This is a genomic window from Pseudomonas sp. NFACC14, from assembly GCF_900106885.1.
Lineage (GTDB): Bacteria > Pseudomonadota > Gammaproteobacteria > Pseudomonadales > Pseudomonadaceae > Aquipseudomonas > Aquipseudomonas fluorescens_AA.
The window spans coordinates 261,299-281,147 of sequence record NZ_FNOA01000004.1 but is presented as its reverse complement, the minus strand read 5'-3'; the positions used below and the strand labels follow the sequence as shown (position 1 = coordinate 281,147).

Annotated in this window: 17 protein-coding genes; 7 read left to right on the top strand and 10 right to left on the bottom strand. The window is 64.3% G+C overall.

The window, feature by feature from the left end; genetic code table 11:
• Genes BLU85_RS09795 through BLU85_RS09780 form a run of 4 tightly spaced genes read right to left on the bottom strand, consistent with a single transcriptional unit; the run spans position 1 to position 4,216 of the window.
• On the bottom strand, positions 1–1,113 hold the full coding sequence (locus tag BLU85_RS09795; RefSeq protein WP_092198392.1) for an acetoin dehydrogenase dihydrolipoyllysine-residue acetyltransferase subunit: 1,113 nt from the start codon (positions 1,111–1,113) through the stop codon (positions 1–3).
• Positions 1,113–2,129 carry an alpha-ketoacid dehydrogenase subunit beta gene (locus BLU85_RS09790; RefSeq protein ID WP_047228964.1) on the bottom strand — a complete coding sequence of 339 codons (1,017 nt, stop codon included), beginning with the start codon at positions 2,127–2,129 and terminating at the stop codon, positions 1,113–1,115. The genes BLU85_RS09795 and BLU85_RS09790 overlap by 1 nt, the downstream gene beginning before the upstream one ends.
• 36 nt (positions 2,130–2,165) lie before the next feature.
• Entirely contained in the window at positions 2,166–3,143 is a 978-nt protein-coding gene (locus tag BLU85_RS09785) for a thiamine pyrophosphate-dependent dehydrogenase E1 component subunit alpha (protein WP_092172937.1), read from the bottom strand.
• A 2-nt stretch (positions 3,144–3,145) separates the two neighbouring features.
• Positions 3,146–4,216, bottom strand: a complete 1,071-nt coding sequence (locus BLU85_RS09780; RefSeq protein ID WP_092198389.1) for an ATP-NAD kinase family protein — start codon at positions 4,214–4,216, stop codon at positions 3,146–3,148.
• 343 nt (positions 4,217–4,559) lie between these two features.
• Between BLU85_RS09780 and BLU85_RS09775 the strand changes: the two genes are divergently transcribed.
• Positions 4,560–6,425 (top strand): sigma-54-dependent Fis family transcriptional regulator, encoded by a 1,866-nt coding sequence (locus BLU85_RS09775; RefSeq protein ID WP_092198386.1) that lies wholly within the window; start codon positions 4,560–4,562, stop codon positions 6,423–6,425.
• 3 nt (positions 6,426–6,428) lie between these two features.
• Here the strand turns inward: BLU85_RS09775 and BLU85_RS09770 are convergent, their stop codons facing one another.
• The 3 genes from BLU85_RS09770 to BLU85_RS09760 form a co-directional block, all read right to left on the bottom strand.
• A complete protein-coding gene (locus BLU85_RS09770) occupies positions 6,429–6,758 on the bottom strand; it encodes a hypothetical protein (RefSeq protein ID WP_060743197.1) in 330 nt (109 codons plus the stop codon).
• A gap of 184 nt (positions 6,759–6,942) precedes the next feature.
• Positions 6,943–8,163, bottom strand: a complete 1,221-nt coding sequence (locus BLU85_RS09765) for a cytochrome c biogenesis protein DipZ (protein WP_092198383.1) — start codon at positions 8,161–8,163, stop codon at positions 6,943–6,945.
• A 217-nt stretch (positions 8,164–8,380) separates the two neighbouring features.
• A complete protein-coding gene (locus BLU85_RS09760; protein ID WP_092198380.1) occupies positions 8,381–8,644 on the bottom strand; it encodes a DUF2790 domain-containing protein in 264 nt (87 codons plus the stop codon).
• 225 nt (positions 8,645–8,869) lie between these two features.
• Here BLU85_RS09760 and BLU85_RS09755 point away from each other — a divergent pair, with 225 nt between their 5' ends.
• From BLU85_RS09755 to BLU85_RS09740, 4 genes are all read left to right on the top strand, one after another.
• Positions 8,870–9,610: a response regulator gene (locus tag BLU85_RS09755; RefSeq protein WP_092198377.1), complete on the top strand. Its 741-nt coding sequence runs from the start codon at positions 8,870–8,872 to the stop codon at positions 9,608–9,610.
• On the top strand, positions 9,607–10,917 hold the full coding sequence (locus BLU85_RS09750; protein ID WP_092198374.1) for an ATP-binding protein: 1,311 nt from the start codon (positions 9,607–9,609) through the stop codon (positions 10,915–10,917). Before BLU85_RS09755 ends, BLU85_RS09750 begins: the two co-directional genes overlap by 4 nt.
• 352 nt (positions 10,918–11,269) lie before the next feature.
• Positions 11,270–11,902, top strand: a complete 633-nt coding sequence (locus BLU85_RS09745) for a ferric reductase-like transmembrane domain-containing protein (protein ID WP_092198371.1) — start codon at positions 11,270–11,272, stop codon at positions 11,900–11,902.
• A 17-nt stretch (positions 11,903–11,919) separates the two neighbouring features.
• Positions 11,920–12,426, top strand: coding sequence for an HvfX family Cu-binding RiPP maturation protein (locus BLU85_RS09740; protein WP_092198367.1), 507 nt, complete (start codon positions 11,920–11,922; stop codon positions 12,424–12,426).
• A 110-nt stretch (positions 12,427–12,536) separates the two neighbouring features.
• Here BLU85_RS09740 and BLU85_RS09735 read toward each other — a convergent pair whose 3' ends face one another.
• From BLU85_RS09735 to BLU85_RS09725, 3 genes are all read right to left on the bottom strand, one after another.
• The gene (locus BLU85_RS09735) at positions 12,537–13,298 is read right to left on the bottom strand and encodes an HvfC family RiPP maturation protein (RefSeq protein WP_092198364.1); all 762 of its coding nucleotides are present in this window, start codon (positions 13,296–13,298) and stop codon (positions 12,537–12,539) included.
• Entirely contained in the window at positions 13,291–14,136 is an 846-nt protein-coding gene (locus tag BLU85_RS09730; RefSeq protein ID WP_092198360.1) for an HvfB family MNIO-type RiPP peptide maturase, read from the bottom strand. The genes BLU85_RS09735 and BLU85_RS09730 overlap by 8 nt, the downstream gene beginning before the upstream one ends.
• Before the next feature lie 137 nt (positions 14,137–14,273).
• Positions 14,274–14,660, bottom strand: a complete 387-nt coding sequence (locus BLU85_RS09725) for an EF-hand domain-containing protein (RefSeq protein WP_092198357.1) — start codon at positions 14,658–14,660, stop codon at positions 14,274–14,276.
• Positions 14,661–14,958: 298 nt separating this feature from the next.
• Between BLU85_RS09725 and BLU85_RS09720 the strand changes: the two genes are divergently transcribed.
• Positions 14,959–16,758 carry a thiamine pyrophosphate-requiring protein gene (locus BLU85_RS09720; protein WP_092198354.1) on the top strand — a complete coding sequence of 600 codons (1,800 nt, stop codon included), beginning with the start codon at positions 14,959–14,961 and terminating at the stop codon, positions 16,756–16,758.
• Between the two features lie 337 nt (positions 16,759–17,095).
• On the top strand, positions 17,096–19,669 hold the full coding sequence (locus BLU85_RS09715; RefSeq protein WP_092198351.1) for a bifunctional diguanylate cyclase/phosphodiesterase: 2,574 nt from the start codon (positions 17,096–17,098) through the stop codon (positions 19,667–19,669).
• The last annotated feature ends 180 nt before the right edge of the window (positions 19,670–19,849 follow it).

The following is a 19,849-nucleotide window of genomic DNA, read 5'->3' as shown; positions in this document are numbered from 1 at the left end:
TCAGTGCTGTGCGATGAACTCGAGAATCGATCGATTGACCTGCTCGGCCGCTTCCATCTGCACCATGTGGCCCTGGCCGGGGAGCACTTCGACCTGGGCATCCAACCCTTCGCTGTGGGCCGCCGGGATGATTGCGTCGTCGCTGCCCCAGATCACCAGGGTCGGTACGTGGCCGGCCTGCACCACCTCGCGCAGGTCCACCTGCTGGCGACCGTCGGCGAACAGCGTCGCCGACAGTTGCCGCAGGGCGGCGTCCACGCCTTCCAGGCGCTTGTACTTGAGCATGTCGTCGAGCATCTGCCGCGTAACCAGCTCGGCATTGGAGAACAATTGCACCAGTGGCGGCTTGAGGGCGTTGCGGTTGGCCGCTTCGACGAAACCTTGCAGGTAGCTGCCGTTGATCTGCGCGCCCAGCCCGGCGCTGCCGATCAAAGTCAGCGACCGTATCCGCTGAGGCATCAGGCGCGCGGCATTCAGCGACACCGCCCCGCCCATGGAATGCCCCACCAGATGCACCGCGTTGATGTCCAGGTGATCGAGCAAGGCCAGCACCACGCCGCTCAGCTCGTCCAGGTCGCCGCGTTGCAGGGTTTTCGAAGATTCGCCATGGCCCGGCAGGTCCAGGGCAATGACCCGACGCCCGGCGGCCAGTGCTTCATGGTTGAACAGCCAATTGTTCAGGTCGCCGCCGAAACCGTGCACCAGCACCAACGGCACGCCGCCCTCGCCGCGTTCGAAATAGCGGATCACCCGGCCGTCCAACTCGACTTTCTGCGGTGTCGGGCCGCTGTCTTCATCGGCTGCATCACCGGGCACGAAGTTGGATTGGAACTGCTCGATGACCGCGTCGATCTCGGCGTCGCTGGCCTCGCCGTCGACGACGATGCCAAGCAAGGCGCCGACCGCCAGGGTTTCGTCCTGGCGGGCAACCTGCCGGCGCAGGATTCCGGAGAACGGCGCCTCGACGCTGCTGGAGATCTTGTCCGTCTCGACGTCCATCACTTCCTCGCCCTTGGTGATGGCCTGGCCCTCCTCCTTGAGCCAGGCATCGACCCGGCCCTCGGTCATCGACAGGCCCCACTTGGGCATGGTCAAGGTATGAATCTGGCTCATCAGCGCTTGCTCCACTCGATCACGTTGAGCACGGCTTGCTCGATCTTCGCCGCGTCAGGGATGTACAGGTCTTCCAGGGCATCGGAGAACGGCACCGGCGTGTGCGGCGCGGTGACCATTTCGATCGGGGCCTTGAGCGCGCCGAAGGCCTTTTGTGCCACCAGCGCGGAAATGTCGGTGGCCATGGAGCAGCGTGGGTTGGCCTCGTCGATCACCACCAGGCGCCCGGTCTTCTCCACGCTTTCGAGGATGCTGTCCTCGTCCATCGGGCTGGTGGTACGCAGGTCGATGACTTCGCAGTCGATACCGCGCCCGGCCAGGCTGCGCGCGGCGTCCATCGCGGTGTTGACCATGCGTCCGTACGATACGAGCGTCACGTCCTTGCCGTCGCGCAGGAAGTTGGCCTCGCCAAAGGGGATGGTGTAGAGCTCTTCCGGCACTTCGCCCTGCATGCTGTAGAGCAACTTGTGCTCGCAGAAGATCACTGGGTCGTTGTCGCGGATCGCCTGGATCAGCAGGCCCTTGGCGTCGTAAGGCGATGACGGGCAGACCACTTTCAGCCCCGGAATGTGCGTCCACAAGGACGTGAGCATCTGCGAATGCTGGGCGGCGGCGCGCAGGCCGGCGCCGACCATGGTGCGGATCACCAGGGGCGTGGAAGCCTTGCCGCCGAACATGTAGCGAAACTTCGCCGCCTGGTTGAGGATCTGGTCCAGGCAGCACCCGGCAAAGTCGACGAACATCAGTTCGCACACCGGGCGTACGCCACAGGTGGCAGCCCCGACCGCCGCGCCGACGTAACCGATTTCCGAGAGTGGCGTGTCCAGCACGCGCCCGGGAAACTGGTCGTAAAGGCCCTTGGTCACCCCAAGTACACCGCCCCAGGCGTCGTTTTCACCGGGGGCGCCAGCGCCACCGGCCACGTCCTCACCCATGATGAACACGCTTGAGTCCCGGCGCATCTCCTGGGCCAGCGCTTCGTTGATTGCCTGCTGATAGCTGATTTTTCTCGCCATGATGGAGTTCTCTATTCTTGTTGTTCAGGAGGGCGTTCAGGGATAGCTGACGTAGACGTCGGTCAGCAGGTCCGCTGCGGAGGGCTTGGGATCGGACTTGGCCTTGTACACGGCGTTTTCAATCAGCAGGTCCACTTCCTTGTCGATCTGGTCCAACTGCTCGACGGTGAGCAAGCCGGCCCGGGTGGTGCGCTCGCGGAACTGCATCAGGCAGTCCTGGTTTTCGCGGAAGTGCTTGACCTCGTCGGGGGCCCGGTAGGTCTGGGCGTCGCCCTCGAAGTGCCCGTAGTAGCGGGTCAGCTTGACCTCGATCAGCGACGGCCCCTCCCCGGCACGGGCGCGTTCGACGGCAGCCCCGGCGGCTTCATGCACGGCAAAGAAGTCGAAGCCGTCGACAGTCACGCCGGGCATGCCGAACCCGGCCGCGCGATCGGCGATGTGATCGCAGGCCACCGACCAATTGGACGCGGTGGCTTCGGCGTAGCCGTTGTTTTCCGCGACGAACAGGCACGGCAGGTTCCACACCGAGGCCATGTTCATGGCTTCGAACACCGCGCCCTCATTGGAGCCGCCGTCGCCGAAAAACACCACGGCGACGCTGTCGGTGCCCTTGAGCCGGGCCGCCAAAGCCGCGCCGACCACCAGGGGCGCGCCGGCGCCGACAATGCCGTTGGCGCCGAGCATGCCTTTCTCGAAATCGGCGATGTGCATCGAGCCGCCCTTGCCTTGGCAGACGCCGGTTTTCTTGCCATAGATCTCGGCCATCATGCCGTAGACGTCCACGCCCTTGGCGATGCAATGACCATGGCCACGGTGGTTGGAGGCAATGCAATCGTCATCGCCCAGGTGGGCCATGACGCCTGCGGCCGAGGCTTCTTCGCCGGCATACAGGTGGACGAACCCGGGGATTTCACCCGTGGCGAACTCCACGTGAAGGCGCTCTTCAAAGGCGCGGATGGTGCGCATCACCTGGTAGGCGTGCAGCAGTTGATCGTGGGTGAGCGGTGTCGACATTTTTATTCTCCAGGGGTGTCTTGAAGGTTCAGAGGGTGTTGCGGGTGTTCGCGGCCGATGGCCAGCAAACGTTGTTGCGCGGCGTAGGCCAGCACCGCGTTGACGTCGATGCTCAGTGGACCGCCGGCATCGAGGGTGACCGTGGGCCGGTCATGCACGTTGAATTCGATTTCCCGCTCGCCGTCCAAGGCCAGGGTGCCGCTGGAGAGCGACAGGCCATGGGCGACACCAGGTTCCAGGGGGCCGGCGGCGAGCACGCCACAGCCCTGCAACAGGCCCGGCGCGAGCGGCACCAGCAGCGCTTCGGAGGATTGCGGGTCCAGGCGCATCCAGGCACCACCCGGCGCCTGGCGTGACACCGGAAACCACAAGCCGCATAGCGCCGACAGGCCGATGGACTGCGGTTCGGCGAAGGTCACGAAGACTTCGGCCAAGTCCTGTGCCCGACTGATGGCCCGGGCGCCGACAAACCGCAGGGGCGACACGGCGACGTCCACCAGGGCGATTTCGCGCAGGCCACGTCCGGCGTCGCAAACCAGCAAACGCTTGTTGCGGCGCAAACCGATCTGCGCCGGGACCCGGCCGCTGGCGTACAACCCACCGGCCAGCCCGGCACTGGTGGCCTCGCGCAGCTCGGGAAAGGCGTTGTTGGTGCCGGTGGACAGGGTCAGCAACGGGATGTCCCCCACTTCGGCGGCCACCGCCTTGTGGGTACCGTCGCCACCGAGCACGGCGATCAGCGCCACCTCACGCTCGGCCATCAGGCGCGCGGCCCGGCGGGTGTCTTCGACGGTCTGGCGCAGGGTCAGGTCGAGGAACTCCAGGGCCGGCCAGTGGCTGCTGCGGGCCTGGCGGCTGTGGCTGTTCTTCAGCACAGCGGCGGCCATGCCAATCATGTCGGTGGGCATCAACACCTGCTCGATGCCGGTGGCACCGAAAGCAGCCAGCAGGCGCTGGATCACCGAGACCTTGTCGGTGCTGGAAAACAGCCCGGCATTGGCGGTCAGGCGCCGCACGTCGCGGCCCGATGCGGGGTTGGCGATGATGCCCACGGTCAGTGGCCGGCGGCTCATGGTGCCACCACGGGAGGAACAGGCGAACGGCCTGGGCAGGAGAACATAGGCACCTCGTTGTTATTATTGGATGACCCGTCAGGCGGGCTCCAGGGGTAGAGCAAGGGCGGTGCCAGTTACCGGAAAAACCCAGGAAACAGCCGGGCCAGAGCGGTCCAGGCGGGATGTTCGATGCGGCCAGGCGAGCCCCGCTGAGACGCTCCATGTCAGCCTGCACGAGGTGGCGGCGAGACGCTGAGACGTGGCGTCTCACACCTGCCCGAACAACCCGTCGTGCTTGTCGGCACCCGGCGAACGGCGCTTAATGTGCGCACAACGACAAGAAGCTGAATCGGAGGCCTCTATGCTTTCCGCTCACTCCCGGGCGCACGTGGATTGCGTCAGCCGCGTGGTGAAAAACGCGGCGCAATTGCCTCAACTGCCGGTCCCGGACCTGATCCTCGACTCCTGGCGTCGCTCCCTGGAGCAACATCACCTGGACCCCGGTTCGCTGCAGGGCCCGCGCATCCTGTCCCAGGACGTGCTCAAGCAATGCCGCGAGCGCTCCGAGCTGTTCCTCAATATCGCCAGCGAAGAAGTGGCCCGCCTCCATGGCCGGGTCCGTGATGCCGACTACTGCGTGCTCTTGACCGATGCCCAGGGCCAGACCATCGACTACCGGGTGGAAACCACGATCCGCAATGACTGCCGCAAGGCCGGGCTGTACCTGGGCACGTGCTGGTCGGAGGGTGAAGAAGGCACCTGTGGCGTGGCGGCGGTGCTCACGGGCAAAGCCCCGGTGACGGTGCACAAGCGCGACCATTTCCGCGCGGCGTTCATTGGCCTGACCTGCTCCGCCGCACCGGTCTTCGACCCCCAGGGCGAATTGCTCGGGGTGCTGGACGTGTCGGCCGTGCGCTCGCCGGATGATCGGCGCTCGCAGCACCTGATCCGGCAAATGGTGGTGCAGAGCGCCCGGGAGATCGAGCAGGCGTTTTTCATGAGCAGTGCCCAGGGCTACTGGGTGCTGCGGGCCCATCGCAACGCCGGCTACGTCGACAGCCAGCCGGACTTCCTGTTCGCCTGGGACGACGACGGTTGCCTGCAAGCCCTGAACCCCGCCGCCCGCCAATACCTGCTGCAGCATTACGGGCAGTTGCCGCAACACATCGGCCAGGTGTTCGACCAGCAGCGGCTGCACCGGGCCCGGGACGAAAGCCTCTGCTTCCTCGATCACGCTTTGCATGCCCGCTTGAGCGCCCCACGCCAGCGGGCCACTCCGCGTCCGCGGGTGGCGATGACGCCGGCCGAGATCGATCCGCGCCTGACCGACAGCCTGCGCCTGGCGGTACGGGTCAAGGATCGCAACCTGCCGGTGCTGATCCAGGGCGAAACCGGTTCCGGCAAGGAAGTGTTCGCCCGGCAGCTGCACCAGGCCAGCCAGCGCCATGATCGCCCTTTCGTGGCGTTGAATTGCGCCGCCATTCCCGAAAGCCTGATCGAAAGCGAATTGTTCGGCTACGTCGCCGGCGCCTTCACCGGAGCCTCGGCCAAAGGCATGCAAGGCCTGCTGCAACAGGCCGATGGCGGCACCTTGTTCCTGGATGAGATCGGTGACATGCCGCTGGCCTTGCAGACCCGCCTGCTGCGGGTGCTGGCCGAGGGTGAAGTGGCGCCGCTGGGGGCATCCCGCCGCAAGGCCGTGGACATCCAAGTGATCTGCGCCACCCACCGCGACCTGGAGACCCTGGTGGCCGCTGGCGAGTTTCGTGAGGATTTGTATTTCCGCCTCGGTGGCGCGCGTTTCCAGCTACCGCCGTTGCGCGAACGCAGCGACCGGCTGGCGCTGATCAATCGAATGCTTGCCGAGGAATCGACGCTTTGTGGGGAGACGGTGCAACTGAGCAGCGCGGCGCTGGAATGCCTGCTCGGTTATCACTGGCCGGGCAATGTCCGCCAGTTGCGCCATGTGCTGCGCTATGCCTGCGCGGTGTGCGAAGCCAGCGTGGTCCAACTCAGCCACCTGCCCGAGTCATTGCACCGCGCGGACGCCGCCGATCATGGACCGCAGCCGAGCGCCAGCCCGGAACGCCAGGCGCTGCTCGATGCCCTGGTGCGCCACCGCTGGAAACCCACCGCCGCTGCCCGGGCCCTGGGCATTTCCCGGGCGACCCTGTATCGGCGGGTGCACCAGCACGGTATCGAGATGCCAGGCCGGAGCCCGGCCTGAGGCCTATCGGCGTGCCAGCTCATGACGGACACATTGTTCGTAGTAGGTCTGCTTGACCGCAGCGGGTTTCAGACGCGAAGCGCTGTTGTAAGTCTGCTCGGTAATGCCCAGGGCGGTCATGCGCATCCAGGGCCGGGGAAACTTGCGCACTTGCAGCTTCTTGCGCGCGCCATACAGGCTGACGCCAGAAAGCTTTGACGCCTGCGCGCCCGCCGCGATGTCCGAACCCCAGCGGCATACTGACTGCTGGTTCTGCGTCAGCGCCTTGGCCTGGGCCCCAAGCGAGACGGCGGCCAGGAGAAACGTCGTTACGACCCACATAGAAATACGCATAGGTTTGTCGCCCAACTTTCTGAAAGGAAAGAAGTTTGACCGTATGCAAATGAGCAAGGGGCCAGCATTTGCATGCGGCCCCTGTGGCTTTACCCTCACTATCTGCGCCATCCGTTTCCAAATGGCACGACAATCTAGAAACAAGAAGAGAATACAATTTCAAATAACTGATATTTAACAATTTTTAATTAGATAACTGGCTTGCCTTCGCCTCCTGCAACAACTGCTGGATCACGTGCTCCTGCTCGCCATAGCGCCCTTCGCCAAAATGGCTGTAGCGCACCTGCCCCTTGGCATCGATGAAGTAATGGGCCGGCCAGTACTGGTTGTTGAAGGCGCGCCAGATCGCATACTGGTTGTCGATAGCCACCGGATAGTGGATATCCAGCTTGCCTACCTGCTCGCGCACGTTGTCGATGATCTTCTCGTAGCCATATTCCGGGGTGTGGACGCCGATCACCACCAGCCCGTCCTTTTCATACTTCTTCGCCCAAGCGTTCACATAGGGCAAGGTGTGCTGGCAGTTGATGCAGTCGTAGGTCCAGAAGTCCACCAGCACCACCTTGCCCCGCAGTGACTCGCTGCTCAGCGGCGGCGAGTTCAGCCATTGCACCGCGCCGTCCAGCGCAGGCATGGCGCCCTGGGATTCGAGGGCCGGCATGGAACTGGCGCCGGCCTTGCTCACCACATAGTCGATGACCTTGGGCACGTTCTTCAGCAAGCCTTGTTCCAAGGTGGCCGAGGGTTGGGAGGAAGTCGCCGCCAACAACCGATCATCCGCGCCGGTGCCAATCGCCACGGCCGCCAGCAACACCACCGCCCCCGTTCCCCGGCGCAACCAGGTGGTGATCGGCAGCGAGAGTTTCAGGCGCCCGACCAGACCACGCCCGGCCAGGATCAATGTGCCCAGGGACAAGGCACTGCCCAGGCCGTAGGCGAGCAACAGCAGGCTGGTTTGAGCGCTGGCGCCTTGCAGCATGGCGCCGGTCAGGATCACCCCGAGTATCGGCCCGGCGCACGGGGCCCAGAGCAGCCCGGTGGCGACCCCGACCAGCACCGAGGCCACCGGCCCGGCCATCCGCCCGGCCCCGGCGTCCAGGCGGTTGCCCAGGCTGACCAGCGGCCGCGCCAGCCAGATGCCGACCCGGCTGAAGATCAATGACAAGGCGAACACCACCATCACCACCAAGGCGACTTGCCGGCCGACGCTGCTGGCGCGCACCACCCACTCGCTACTGACAACCGCCAGGCTGGAGACCAGGGCGAACGTCAGCACCATGCCACCGAGGGTCAACAGCACCGAGCCGCGGGAGCGATCGGCCCGGGCGAACAAAAACGGCACCACCGGAAGAATACAAGGGCTGAGGATCGTCAGGATCCCGCCGAGAAAAGCGATCAGAAGCATGGCAACACCTCAATATAAAAGGCTGACGTAACCCCCGTGGCGAGGGCGCTCGCTCCCGCCGGGGCGCAGGAGCTGCGTAGGAGTTGTCGAGTGCAACGAGGCTGCGATCTTTCCCCTGACACTTGAGTCCCGAGCGAAAGATCAAAAGATCGCAGCCTCCGGCAGCTTCTACACAAGCCCGGCGGGAGCAAGCTCCCTCACCACAGGGAAAATACGGTCAGTTCTGGTTGCTGCAGTTATCGGAAAGCTTGCGATAGTCCAGCGCTTGCTCGTGGCCGGCCGAATCCAGGTAGGTCATATGGGCCTTGACCACACCGCAGGTCGGCTCGGCGTCTTCGGTCAGGGAAAGCACCTTCTGGATGTCCAGGTGGGTGCCGTAGGTGTAGCTGTGCGTTTGCACGTTGCTTTCTGCCCGGGCTGACAGGGTGCAGATGTTCAGCGCGGCGAAAAGGCAGGCGGCGTAGAGGGCTTTGGTGTTCATGGCGATTCCTCGATTCAATGGGGGTTATCTGCCGAGGCTGCGTTGTGTTGCCTCGATGGGTGCCATTGAATGCCGCGCAGGTATCGCGTCTGTATCGAGCCACGTGGCTTTTTGCATCGCTGTGTATCCGTCGCGCGCCAGATACACTGCAATACAAACCGCCGCGAGCCGGGCCGGCCGGCGCCTGTAGACTGCTCACAACGAAACGCCGAGGAGCTGGACACCATGGATCATGTCGATCACGTGTTGATAGTGGATGACGATCGCGAGATCAGAGAGCTGGTTGGCAACTACCTGAAAAAGAATGGCCTGCGCACCACCGTCGTCGCCGACGGTCGGCAGATGCGCGCCTTCCTGGAAACCACCCCGGTGGACCTGATCGTGCTGGACATCATGATGCCCGGCGACGACGGCCTGGTGCTGTGCCGGGAACTGCGTGCCGGCAAGCACAAGGCCACGCCGGTGCTGATGCTCACCGCGCGCAACGACGAAACCGACCGCATCATCGGCCTGGAGATGGGCGCCGACGATTACCTGGTCAAGCCGTTCGCCGCCCGTGAACTGCTGGCGCGGATCAACGCCGTGCTGCGCCGCACCCGCATGCTGCCGCCCAACCTGGTGGTCTCCGAAAGCGGTCGCCTGCTGGCGTTCGGGCGCTGGCGCCTGGACACCACCGCCCGCCACCTGCTGGACACCGACGGCACCATGGTTGCCTTGAGCGGCGCCGAATACCGTTTGTTGCGGGTATTCCTCGACCATCCGCAACGGGTGCTCAACCGCGACCAGTTGCTTAACCTCACCCAGGGCCGGGACGCCGACCTGTTCGATCGCTCCATCGATTTGCTGGTCAGTCGCCTGCGCCAGCGCCTGCTGGACGACGCCCGGGAACCGGCCTACATCAAGACCGTGCGCAGCGAAGGCTACGTGTTCTCGCTGCCGGTGGAGATCCTCGAGGCCTCGGTATGAGTCTGTCGCTGCGCTGGCCACGGACCCTGGCCTCGAGGTTGTCGCTGATCTTCCTGATCGGCCTGATCCTGGCCCAGGGCTTGTCCTTCGGTGTCCAATACTACGAGCGCTATCAGAGTGCCAAGTCGACCATGCTCGGCAACCTGGAAACCGATGTCTCGACCTCCGTCGCCATTCTCGACCGCCTGCCTGCCGCCGAGCGCCCGGCCTGGCTGCCGAAACTCGCCCGGCGCAACTATGGCTACCAGCTCGACGAAGGCCAGCCCGGGCAACCGATGGATCTTGCCGATGCGCCGATCTCGGTCAGTTCGATCCAGGAAGCCATCGGCCAGGCCTATGGCCTGACCTTCAAGCAGATTCCCGGGCCGAAAATGCACTATCAGGCGCTCCTGCGCCTGGGGGACGGCAGCCCGCTGACCATCGACGTACGCCCGGCGATGATGCCCCTCTCCCCCTGGCTGCCGATGGTGTTGCTCGGGCAGTTGGCGCTGTTGATCGGCTGCACCTGGCTGGCCGTGCGCATCGCCGTCGGCCCCCTGACCCGACTGGCCCAGGCGGTGGAAACCCTCGACCCGAATGCCCACAGCGTCCGCCTGGACGAAAAGGGCCCGACCGAAGTGGTGCATGCGGCCAAGGCGTTCAATGCCATGCAGGACCGCATCGCCGCCTACCTCAAGGAGCGCATGCAGTTGCTGGCGGCGATTTCCCATGATTTGCAGACGCCCATCACGCGCATGAAGCTGCGCGCCGAGTTCATGGACGAAGGGATCGAACGGGACAAACTGTGGAGCGACTTGAGCGAGATGGAACACTTGGTGCGTGAAGGCGTGGCCTATGCCCGCAGCATCCACGGCGCCACCGAGGCCAGTTGCCGGATCAGCCTGGATGCGTTTCTCGACAGCCTGGTGTTCGACTACCAGGACACCGGCAAGGACGTGCAACTGTGCGGGAAAAACGCCGCCGTCATCGACACCCGCCCCCATGCCCTGCGGCGGGTGCTGGTCAATCTGGTGGACAACGCCTTGAAATTCGGCGGCGCGGCGCAGATCCAGGTGCAACCGGTCGCCAACGGGCAACTGGCGATCCAGGTGCTGGACCGTGGCCCCGGGATCAGCCAGCAGGAACTGGCCGAGGTGCTCAAACCGTTCTACCGGGTGGAAAGCTCGCGCAACCGGGAAACCGGAGGCACCGGCCTGGGCCTGGCCATCGCCCAGCAACTGGCGATCGCCATGGGCGGCTCACTGACCCTGAGCAACCGCGACGGCGGCGGCCTATGCGCCGAGCTGCGCCTGGCATTCGCAAGCTGACACCACCACAACCTTTGTGCCTTTGTGCCTTTGTGCCTTTGTGCCTTTGTGGGAGCGAGCTTGCTCGCGATAGCAGTGGATCAGCCAGCATCCATTCAACTGACCTGACGCCATCGCGAGCAAGCTCGCTCCCACACTGATCCGAAGCGCTACACAGGTTGATGCCTTACCAATCCCCCTGTGGGGTATTGGATGTGGATGGGGGTTTGTATGTCAGTGTGTCTGCGGACGATGGGCACACACAAACTTGCACGAGACTGCGTTGCGGACACACCCCGCTTACACCGGCTTGAAAGACTCCTCGTACCCCGGCGGCCATCACGACCGGGCCTCGACTTCCAAGGAGCTTTACATGCCTACCGCAACTGCATCTCCCCTTCGTTTCCAGGGCTGGTCGCTGTTCAGCCTGCTCGCCGCCCTGGTGCTGTTGATGACCGGGTTGATCCTGGTGCTCAACCCGGACCTCACCGAAGGCGTGCGCAGCGCCATTCGCGCCACGGCTCGTTCGTCCTTCTTCCTCTTCTTGCTGGCCTTCACCGCCTCGGCATTCGCGGTGCTGGTGCCCTCGCCCCTGAGCCGCTCGCTGGTGCGCGAACGGCGTTTCATCGGGCTGGCGTTTGCCTTCTCCCATCTGGTCCACGCGGTGCTGATCTACAGCTACGGCCAGCTCAACACCGAGTTCTGGCCCGGCCGCACCACCCTCGGCAACGTGCCCGGCACCGTGGGCTACGTCTTCATCCTGCTGCTGGCCCTGACCTCGTTCAAAAGCACCACGCGCCTGATCGGCTTCAAGGCCTGGAAGCGCCTGCATGTCACCGGGATGTGGGTGCTGGCGGCGATCTTTGCCTATTCCAACTTCAAGCGCATTCCCATGAGCGACTGGTACGTACTGCCATTCGGCCTGATCTGCGCCGCCACCGCCATCCGCCTGGTGGGCAAGCTGGCCCAGGCCACTCAGCGCCGCCAACGGCCGCAACACGCTTGAGCCCAGGGAGGCCGATCATGTATTCAAACGTGCTGAAAACACTGCACCTGCATCTCGATCAGGCAGGCGCCTGGCTCGCGCCGCTGGGCCTGCGCCTGTTCCTGGCCTGGGAGTTTTTCGAGTCCGGCCTGGAAAAATGGAATGGCGAGAACTGGTTCGCCGAGATCCAGTCCGCCTTCCCGTTCCCCTTCGACCATGTGCCGGCCCAGTGGAACTGGGAACTGGCGATGTGGGCCGAACTGATCGGCGCCATCGCCCTGTTGATCGGCTTGGGCACGCGCCTGTGGGCGCTGGTGCTGGTCGTCGTCACCGTGGTGGCGACCGCTGCCGTGCACTGGCCGGCGGACTGGTCGAGCTTGAGCGAACTGGCCCAGGGTTATGCGATTACCAACAAGGGGCATGGCAACTTCAAGCTGCCGTTGATCTATCTGGTGGCGTTGCTGCCGTTGGTGCTGCAAGGGGCTGGGAAATTGAGCGTGGATGCACTGCTGAAGAGCGGCCTGCCTCACCCAAGCAAGGCCTGACCAAAAACCCTTGTGGGAGCGAGCTTGCTCGCGATAGCAGTGGGTCAGTCGACCTCACAGTGACTGACATGCCGCCATCGCGAGCAAGCTCGCTCCCACAGGGTTTGGGTTTAATTGACGGGGTGTGGCTGCACGCCAACAACCCCTTGCTCCTGCATCCGCCGCAACAGCGCCACGGCGCTGTCCATGAACTCGAACGAAGCCCCCCCTGCCTCCTGCGCCAACGCCAGCAACTGCCCTCGCCCCGCCAACCCGGGATATTCCTCGATGCGCTGCAAAAGGCGCCAGGCCAACGGGCTGAGCTCGGCAAAGCGTACCTCAAACCCAGGCGTGCGCCGCACCAGCAACAGCGTCGGCTGGGCCGGTGGCGTCGAGGGCTGGTAGCTCGGGGCCAGGCGATGCACTGGCCACTGGTACGCCAGCGGCCAGGCCAGGGGCGAGACACGCAGCGGCAGATCGAGCAAGGCGGCCTCATCATGACTCGGCAACGGCTCGGCCTCGGATTGCAGCAGCGCCATCTCGACCCACTCATAGTGCGCCAGCTCCGCCACGAACGGCGGCCAGTCCGGCGATGGGTGGGCCGCGAGGTAGGTCACGAACGCCTCGGCGATTTCACCGAACATGGGCGTGACGCAGCGGTGTTCGCGCAGGAACCGGCGCACACACGCACGCCATTGCTCCTGCCCCAGCACGCTCACCAGCACCGGAAAAGTGCCGCTGAGCAGCGAACGCATGTTTTCGAAGATCAGGTCGCGATACACCTGCGCCCGCGCCGCGTCCATGCCGGTCGGAACCGGGCAGTGCTCCGGGTCGCGCAGGTAACGGGTCAGCGCCTGTTGCTGCTGATGCAGCGTCTGCCGGGCCTCAGCCATGGCTCACCGCCTGCCGGGGGACGGCCGGGTGTTGCAACTGGCGAATCGTCTGCAATTCGGCCACCAGCGCGGAATAAGGTGGGAAGTTGAAGTCCCGTTCGAGCAAGGTCGGTTGTACGCCGAAATGCGTGTAGGCCTGGGCCAGCAGCGCCCAGACCAGCGGTTTGACCGGTGCGCCATGGCTGTCGATTTTCAACGTGTCGGACTCATCGTAATGCCCGGCCACATGCATCGCGACCACCCGCCCCGGCTCCAGGCCCGCCAGGAATGCCCGGGGATCGAAACCGTGATTGATCGAGTTGACGTAGACGTTGTTGACGTCCAGCAACAGGTCGCAATCGGCTTCGCGCAACACCGCCCGGGTGAATTCCAGCTCGCTCATGTCTTGTTGGGGGGCGGCGTAATAGGAGACGTTTTCCACCGCCAGACGGCGCCCCAGCACATCCTGGGCCTGACGGATCCGCGCCGCCACGTGATGCACCGCTTCTTCGGTAAAGGGCAGCGGCAACAGGTCATACAGATGCCCGTCATCGCCGCAGTAGCTCAAGTGCTCGCTGTAGAGGGGCACGTTGAAACGCTCGAGAAACCCGCGCACCTGGCCGAGAAACGCCAGGTCCAGCGGTGCCGGCCCGCCCAGGGACAACGACAGGCCATGGCACGTCAATGGATAACGTTCGGCCAGCGAACGCAAGGCGGCCCCATGGGGGCCGCCGATTCCGATCCAGTTTTCCGGGGCAACTTCGAGAAAATCGAAATCCCCGGCCGATGCCTGGCGCAACTCATCGAGCAAGGCCCGGCGCAGGCCGAGGCCTGCCGAGGGTTGAGGTAACTTCGACATGACACATCTCCTGGGGAAACGAGATGTGGCGAGCCTCATGGAGCGAACACCCGTGGCGAGGGTATTGGCCCGCTGGGTCTGTAGGCGCAGACCTGACGGGCCCTCATCAACTCATCAGGCTCACCACCCGAGGCGAATCAGGACTCGATAGCCGCCCCGCACTTGCCTTCGCCACATTTGCCTTCGGCGGTCTTCGCCTGGGCCGACAGGTATTGCTTGGCTTCCGGCAATGAGATGCCGCCGTCGTGGTTGGCGTCGATCTTGTCGAACTCCGCCGCGCGCTCCGGTGCCGCGGCGATGAACTCGTCCCGCGAGACCTGGCCATCGTGGTTGGTATCGGTCTTGGCGAACTTGTCTTCGCCGCACTTGCCTTCGGCGGGCTTTTTCACGGTATCGGCTGCCGCCAGGGTGTAGCCCTGGGCCAGGTCGTTCATGGTCAAGGCCGAAGCCGCCGTGGAGAGCCCCAGGCCGCCAACCAGGGCCAGACCGAGTGCAAGGGACGAATGACGGGAGAAGTTGAGCATGGGTATTCCTCTGACGATTGACGATTAAGGTGCCAGTCATCCGCACCGAGCTTCGGTGTCGGCTGGCTGGCGTAGTTAATCGCCGGTGTGTATCCGGCCTGTGTCGCCGGCCCGGGCCTTCGTCAAGCAGGTGTATCCGGGCCGGTGCGGTACACACTGCGATACACGCCCGCCCGGCCTTAGGCCCCTGGGGTTGAAAAAATCGAAACCTTGGAAGGCCTGCGCCGGTCAAGTCCTGTATGAACGTCAACCGCTGCGCGTCGCGCCGAGCGACCGCAGCCTGAAACGAGGGACAGACATGAGCATGACCGTCGGTGATTTTCTGGTGGAACGTCTTTATGAATGGGGGGTTCGCCGTATCTATGGCTATCCGGGCGATGGCATCAACGGCGTGTTTGGCGCCTTGAACCGCGCCCAGGGGAAAATCCGCTTCATCCAGGCCCGCCATGAGGAAATGGCCGCGTTCATGGCCTGTGCCCACGCCAAGTTCACCGGCGAGCTGGGGGTCTGCATCGCCACCTCCGGGCCCGGTGCATCCCACTTGGTGACCGGCCTCTACGACGCCCGGATGGACCACATGCCAGTGCTCGCCATCAGCGGCCAACAGGCGCGCGCCGCGCTGGGCGGGCATTACCAGCAGGAACTGGACCTGGTCAGCCTGTTCAAGGACGTGGCCGGGGCGTTCGTGCAGCAAGCCAGCGTGCCCGCCCAAGTGCGTCACCTGCTGGACCGTGCCGTACGCACGGCGGTGGGCGAGCGCCGGGTCACGGCGCTGATCCTGCCGAACGACCTCCAGGAGATGGAATACACCGCGCCACGTCACAAGCACGGTACGGTTCACTCCGGCGTCGGCTACCACAAGCCCAGCATCGTCCCCTACGAAGAGGACCTGCGCAAAGCCGCCGACGTCCTCAATGCCGGCAAGAAAGTCGCCATCCTGGTCGGCGCCGGGGCACTGCACGCCACTGACGAGGTGATCGCCATCGCCGAGAAGCTCGGCGCCGGCGTGGCCAAGGCGCTGCTGGGCAAGGCCGCTGTGCCGGATGACCTGCCCTGGGTCACCGGCACCATCGGCCTGCTCGGCACCGAACCCAGCGACAACCTGATGGCCGGCTGCGACACGTTGCTGATGATCGGCTCCGGCTTTCCCTACGCCGAGTTCCTGCCCCCTGAAGGCCAGGCCCGGGGGGTGCAGATCGACATTCAAGCGGACATGCTCAGCCTGCGCTATCCCATGGAAGTCAGCCTGCACGGCGACAGTGTCGACACCTTGCGCGCCCTGCTGCCGCTGATCGAAGAAAAGACCGACCGCGCCTGGCGCAAGAAAATCGAGCATTGGCGGGAACGCTGGGACGGGACCCTGGAAAAACGCGCCAGGGTATCGGCCAAGCCGATCAATCCGCAGCGGGTCACCTTCGAACTGTCGCCGCGGCTGCCGGAGCACGCCATCATCACCTGCGATTCCGGCTCCTGCGCCAACTGGTTCGCCCGAGACATCAAGATCCGTCGCGGTATGATGTGTTCGCTGTCCGGTGGCCTGGCGTCGATGGGCGCGGCCGTGCCCTATGCCATCGCGGCGAAGTTCTGCCATCCGCAGCGTCCAGTGGTCGCCCTGGTGGGCGATGGCGCCATGCAGATGAACAACATGGCCGAGCTGATCACCGTCGCCAAGTACTGGCGCACCTGGGCCAACGGCACCTGGATCTGCGCGGTGTTCAACAATCGGGATTTGAACCAGGTGACCTGGGAACAGCGGGTCATGGAGGGCGATCCGAAATTCGCCGCCTCCCAGGACATCCCCGACGTGCCCTACCACCTGTTCGCCGAATCCATTGGCCTGAAGGGCATCCTGGTGCTGCATGAGGACGACGTGGCCACGGCCTGGGAAACCGCGCTGGCGGCGGATCGTCCGGTGCTGATCGAGTTTCGCACCGACCCCGACGTGCCACCGCTGCCGCCGCACATCAAGCTGGAACAGGCGAAGAAGTTTGCCTCGACCCTGCTCCAGGGCGACCCGAACGAGCGAGGCATCGTGGTCGAGACCGCCAAGCAGGTACTGAGCAGCCTCCTGCCGGGTCAGCGCACGGACAAGGAATGAGGCCGACGCGAGGGCAACCGTTGAGCTGCATCGTCGCTAGTTGCGCGAGGTGTTGCTGCCGGTTGCGCCAGCAACAGGGGTCGGGGGCTGTTTCCTGGCCTGGAGCCTGATTCTCGCGTCGCCGGCCATTTACGAGATCATTGAATGGCTGGCCGCCGGGGGCAATTCCCTGCGCCAACGGGATGGCGCCCTCGAGTGGCCTCACGCTTGAAGGCCCGCACATGACAAAGACAACGCAGCCCGTCGGCCCCTTCGTCAACACGACTCAGTAAATCAGCCCACCCGCCGATATAAGACACGTGCGGGTGAAATCGCTTTTGGCTGATGACTTATCTTTATGATTGAAAATGCTGGCAACGACTCGACTGTCCTTTCCCCGGGCTCGCCAACCCGTAGCTTCACCCGTCGCACTTTTCCGGCCATCATGCTCCTGCTGTTTGTCATGTCCGCACTGGCGATTGCCGTGTTGCTCAACATCACCGGCGCCCAGGACCGACGCTCCCGTGAGCAGAGCCTGTTTTTCGCCCAACGGGCCATCGAGGGGATCCGCACCGGCATCGGCCGGGACCTGAGCGACTATTCCAAATGGAGCGACGCCTACCGGCACCTGCACGTCAAGGTCGACAAGGAATGGGCCTATGACCAGGAAAACGTCGGCAGCAGCGTGTATTCGCTCTACGGTTACCAGGCGGTGTTTGTCATTTCCCCGACCGGCAAGACCGTCTATTCGGTGATCGAGGGCCAAATGAGCGACGTCGATGCCGACACCTGGCTGACCGGCGACCTGCGCGCCCTGTGGAACAAAGCCAGCACCGAGGAAAAACACGACGAAGTGGTCGTCGAGATGCTGCATCACGAAGATGCCCCGGCGTTCGTCGCCGTGTCCGCCATCACCACCGGCACGGACAACAGCGTGGCGCAAATTCCCGGCCCGCCCAGCCTGATGCTCTTCGTCAAGGTCCTGGACCCCGGCGCCCTGGAAAACCTGGCGCGGGACTTCGCCCTGCCCGATGCCCATATCGCCAGGACACCCGGCCCAGCCGATACCGCCCAACTGCCGCTCGACAACCTGACCCTGGAGGCCCTGGCCTGGCGACCCCAAACCCCGGGCCAGGATCTGCGCAAGGTACTGCTGCCGTTGCTGGCCCTGGCGTTACTGGTGCTGGGAATCCTGGCGCTGGCCGTCCTGCGCCATGCCTTGGTGATGTTTCGCGCCCAGGAAAGCCAATACGCCAGCCTGCTGGCCCACCGCAAGGCGCTGGAACGCAGTGAAGAACGTTTCCGCGACATTGCCGAAGTCTCATCCGACTGGTTGTGGGAGGTCGATTCGACCGGGACGCTGACCTACCTGTCGGAGCGTTTCGAACAAGTGACCGGGTTCAGCCCCACGGAATGGCTGGGCAAACCTCTGCAACGGCTGCTCCACCCCCACGGCGGCTCGATCTCGATTGCCCAATGGCTGCTCGGCGGCGCCAACAGCCTCTCTTCGACGCCGCTGCTGTGCGAGTACACCGCGCGCAACCAGCGCATCCGCACCTGCAAGCTGTCGGTACGGGCCATCGAGGCCGGCACCCTGGGTTTTCGCGGCACCGCCACCGACATCACCGATGAATTGCGGGCGCTGGCCCAGATCAAGCACCTTTCCTTGCATGATCCGCTGACCGGGCTGGCCAACCGCAACCGCTTGTTCGATTGCCTGCGCGAACATCTGGACCGACCTGATCGCCCGCCTCTGGCGCTGCTGAACCTGGACATGGACCGGTTCAAGCCGGTCAACGACTCCCTCGGCCATGCCGTGGGCGATAAAGTGCTCAGGGAAGTGGCGCATATTCTCCAGCAAAACGTCCGGGGCACCGATCTGGTGGCGCGCCTGGGCGGTGACGAATTTGTCATTGTCATGCCCGACCCCGGCGACGCCGACGATCTGGATCAATTGTGTGAACGGCTGATCGATTGCATGCAACGGCCCATGCACCTGGACGGCAATACGCTGTACCTGGGGGTGAGCATCGGCGTTGCCTGGGCGCAGCCCGGTGACGAACGCGCCGATGAACTGCTGCGCCACGCCGATATCGCCTTGTATGCGGCCAAGGCAGCAGGCCGCAACACCTGGCGCGTGTATGTCGAAGCCATGGGCAACCTGGCCCGCGACCGGCGGCGATACGAGCAACAACTGCGCGACGCCATGCAGCGGGACCAACTGGAACTGCGCTACTTGCCTCGCTTCGATGTGAGCGCCGAGCAACTGCACGGGTTCGAAGCCCAGACCTTTTGGCACCATCCCGAGAAAGGTGAGCTGGCTGGGGGCGACTTCATACCGGTGGCCGAAACCTCGGGCCAACTGGAAGAGCTGGGCAACTGGATGTTGTTCAATGTCTGTGAGGAGGCCGCGACCTGGCCGAGCGCCGTCAATGTCTCCATCGCGGTTTCACCCCGGTGGTTCAACAGCAGCTTCCTGCTCGACCAGGTCCAGGAGGCCCTCCAAGCGAGCGGCCTGGCGCCTCACCGGCTGACCCTGGAAGTGGCCGAAGGGGTTTTGCTGGCCGACCACAAGACCGTCGCCAGCACCCTCCATGCGCTCAAGGACCTCGGCGTGCGGATCAACATCGACAAATTCGGCACCAGCATCGCCTCCCTGCGCGAAGTGCTGGACCAGCCATTCGATGGTATCCGCTTCGATCGCAACATCCTGTCGCAGCTGGGCCTGGAGGACGACAAGGAAGGCGTCCTGGCGATGATCCGGTTGAGCCGCAGCGTAGGGCTCATGGTCACCGCCGAAGGCATCGAAAACGCCCGGCAATTCAGCCAACTGCGTAACGTGGCCTGCGACCATGTCCAGGGCCCCTACTTCGGCGCGGCACTGGCCCGCTCGGAAATGGCCTCGTTCTTCACCACGCCGCGGTGGCTGTAACCCACTTTCCACCGCTATCGCGAGCAAGCTCGCTCCCACAATGGGATCTGTGGTGCATGCAAAAACTCATGAACACCTGGCTCTCACAATAGGCTCTGTGGTGCATGCACAACTCATGAACACCCCCGGTTCCCCTGTGGGAGCGAGCTTGCTCGCGATGACGCCAGCATAGCCCACCTC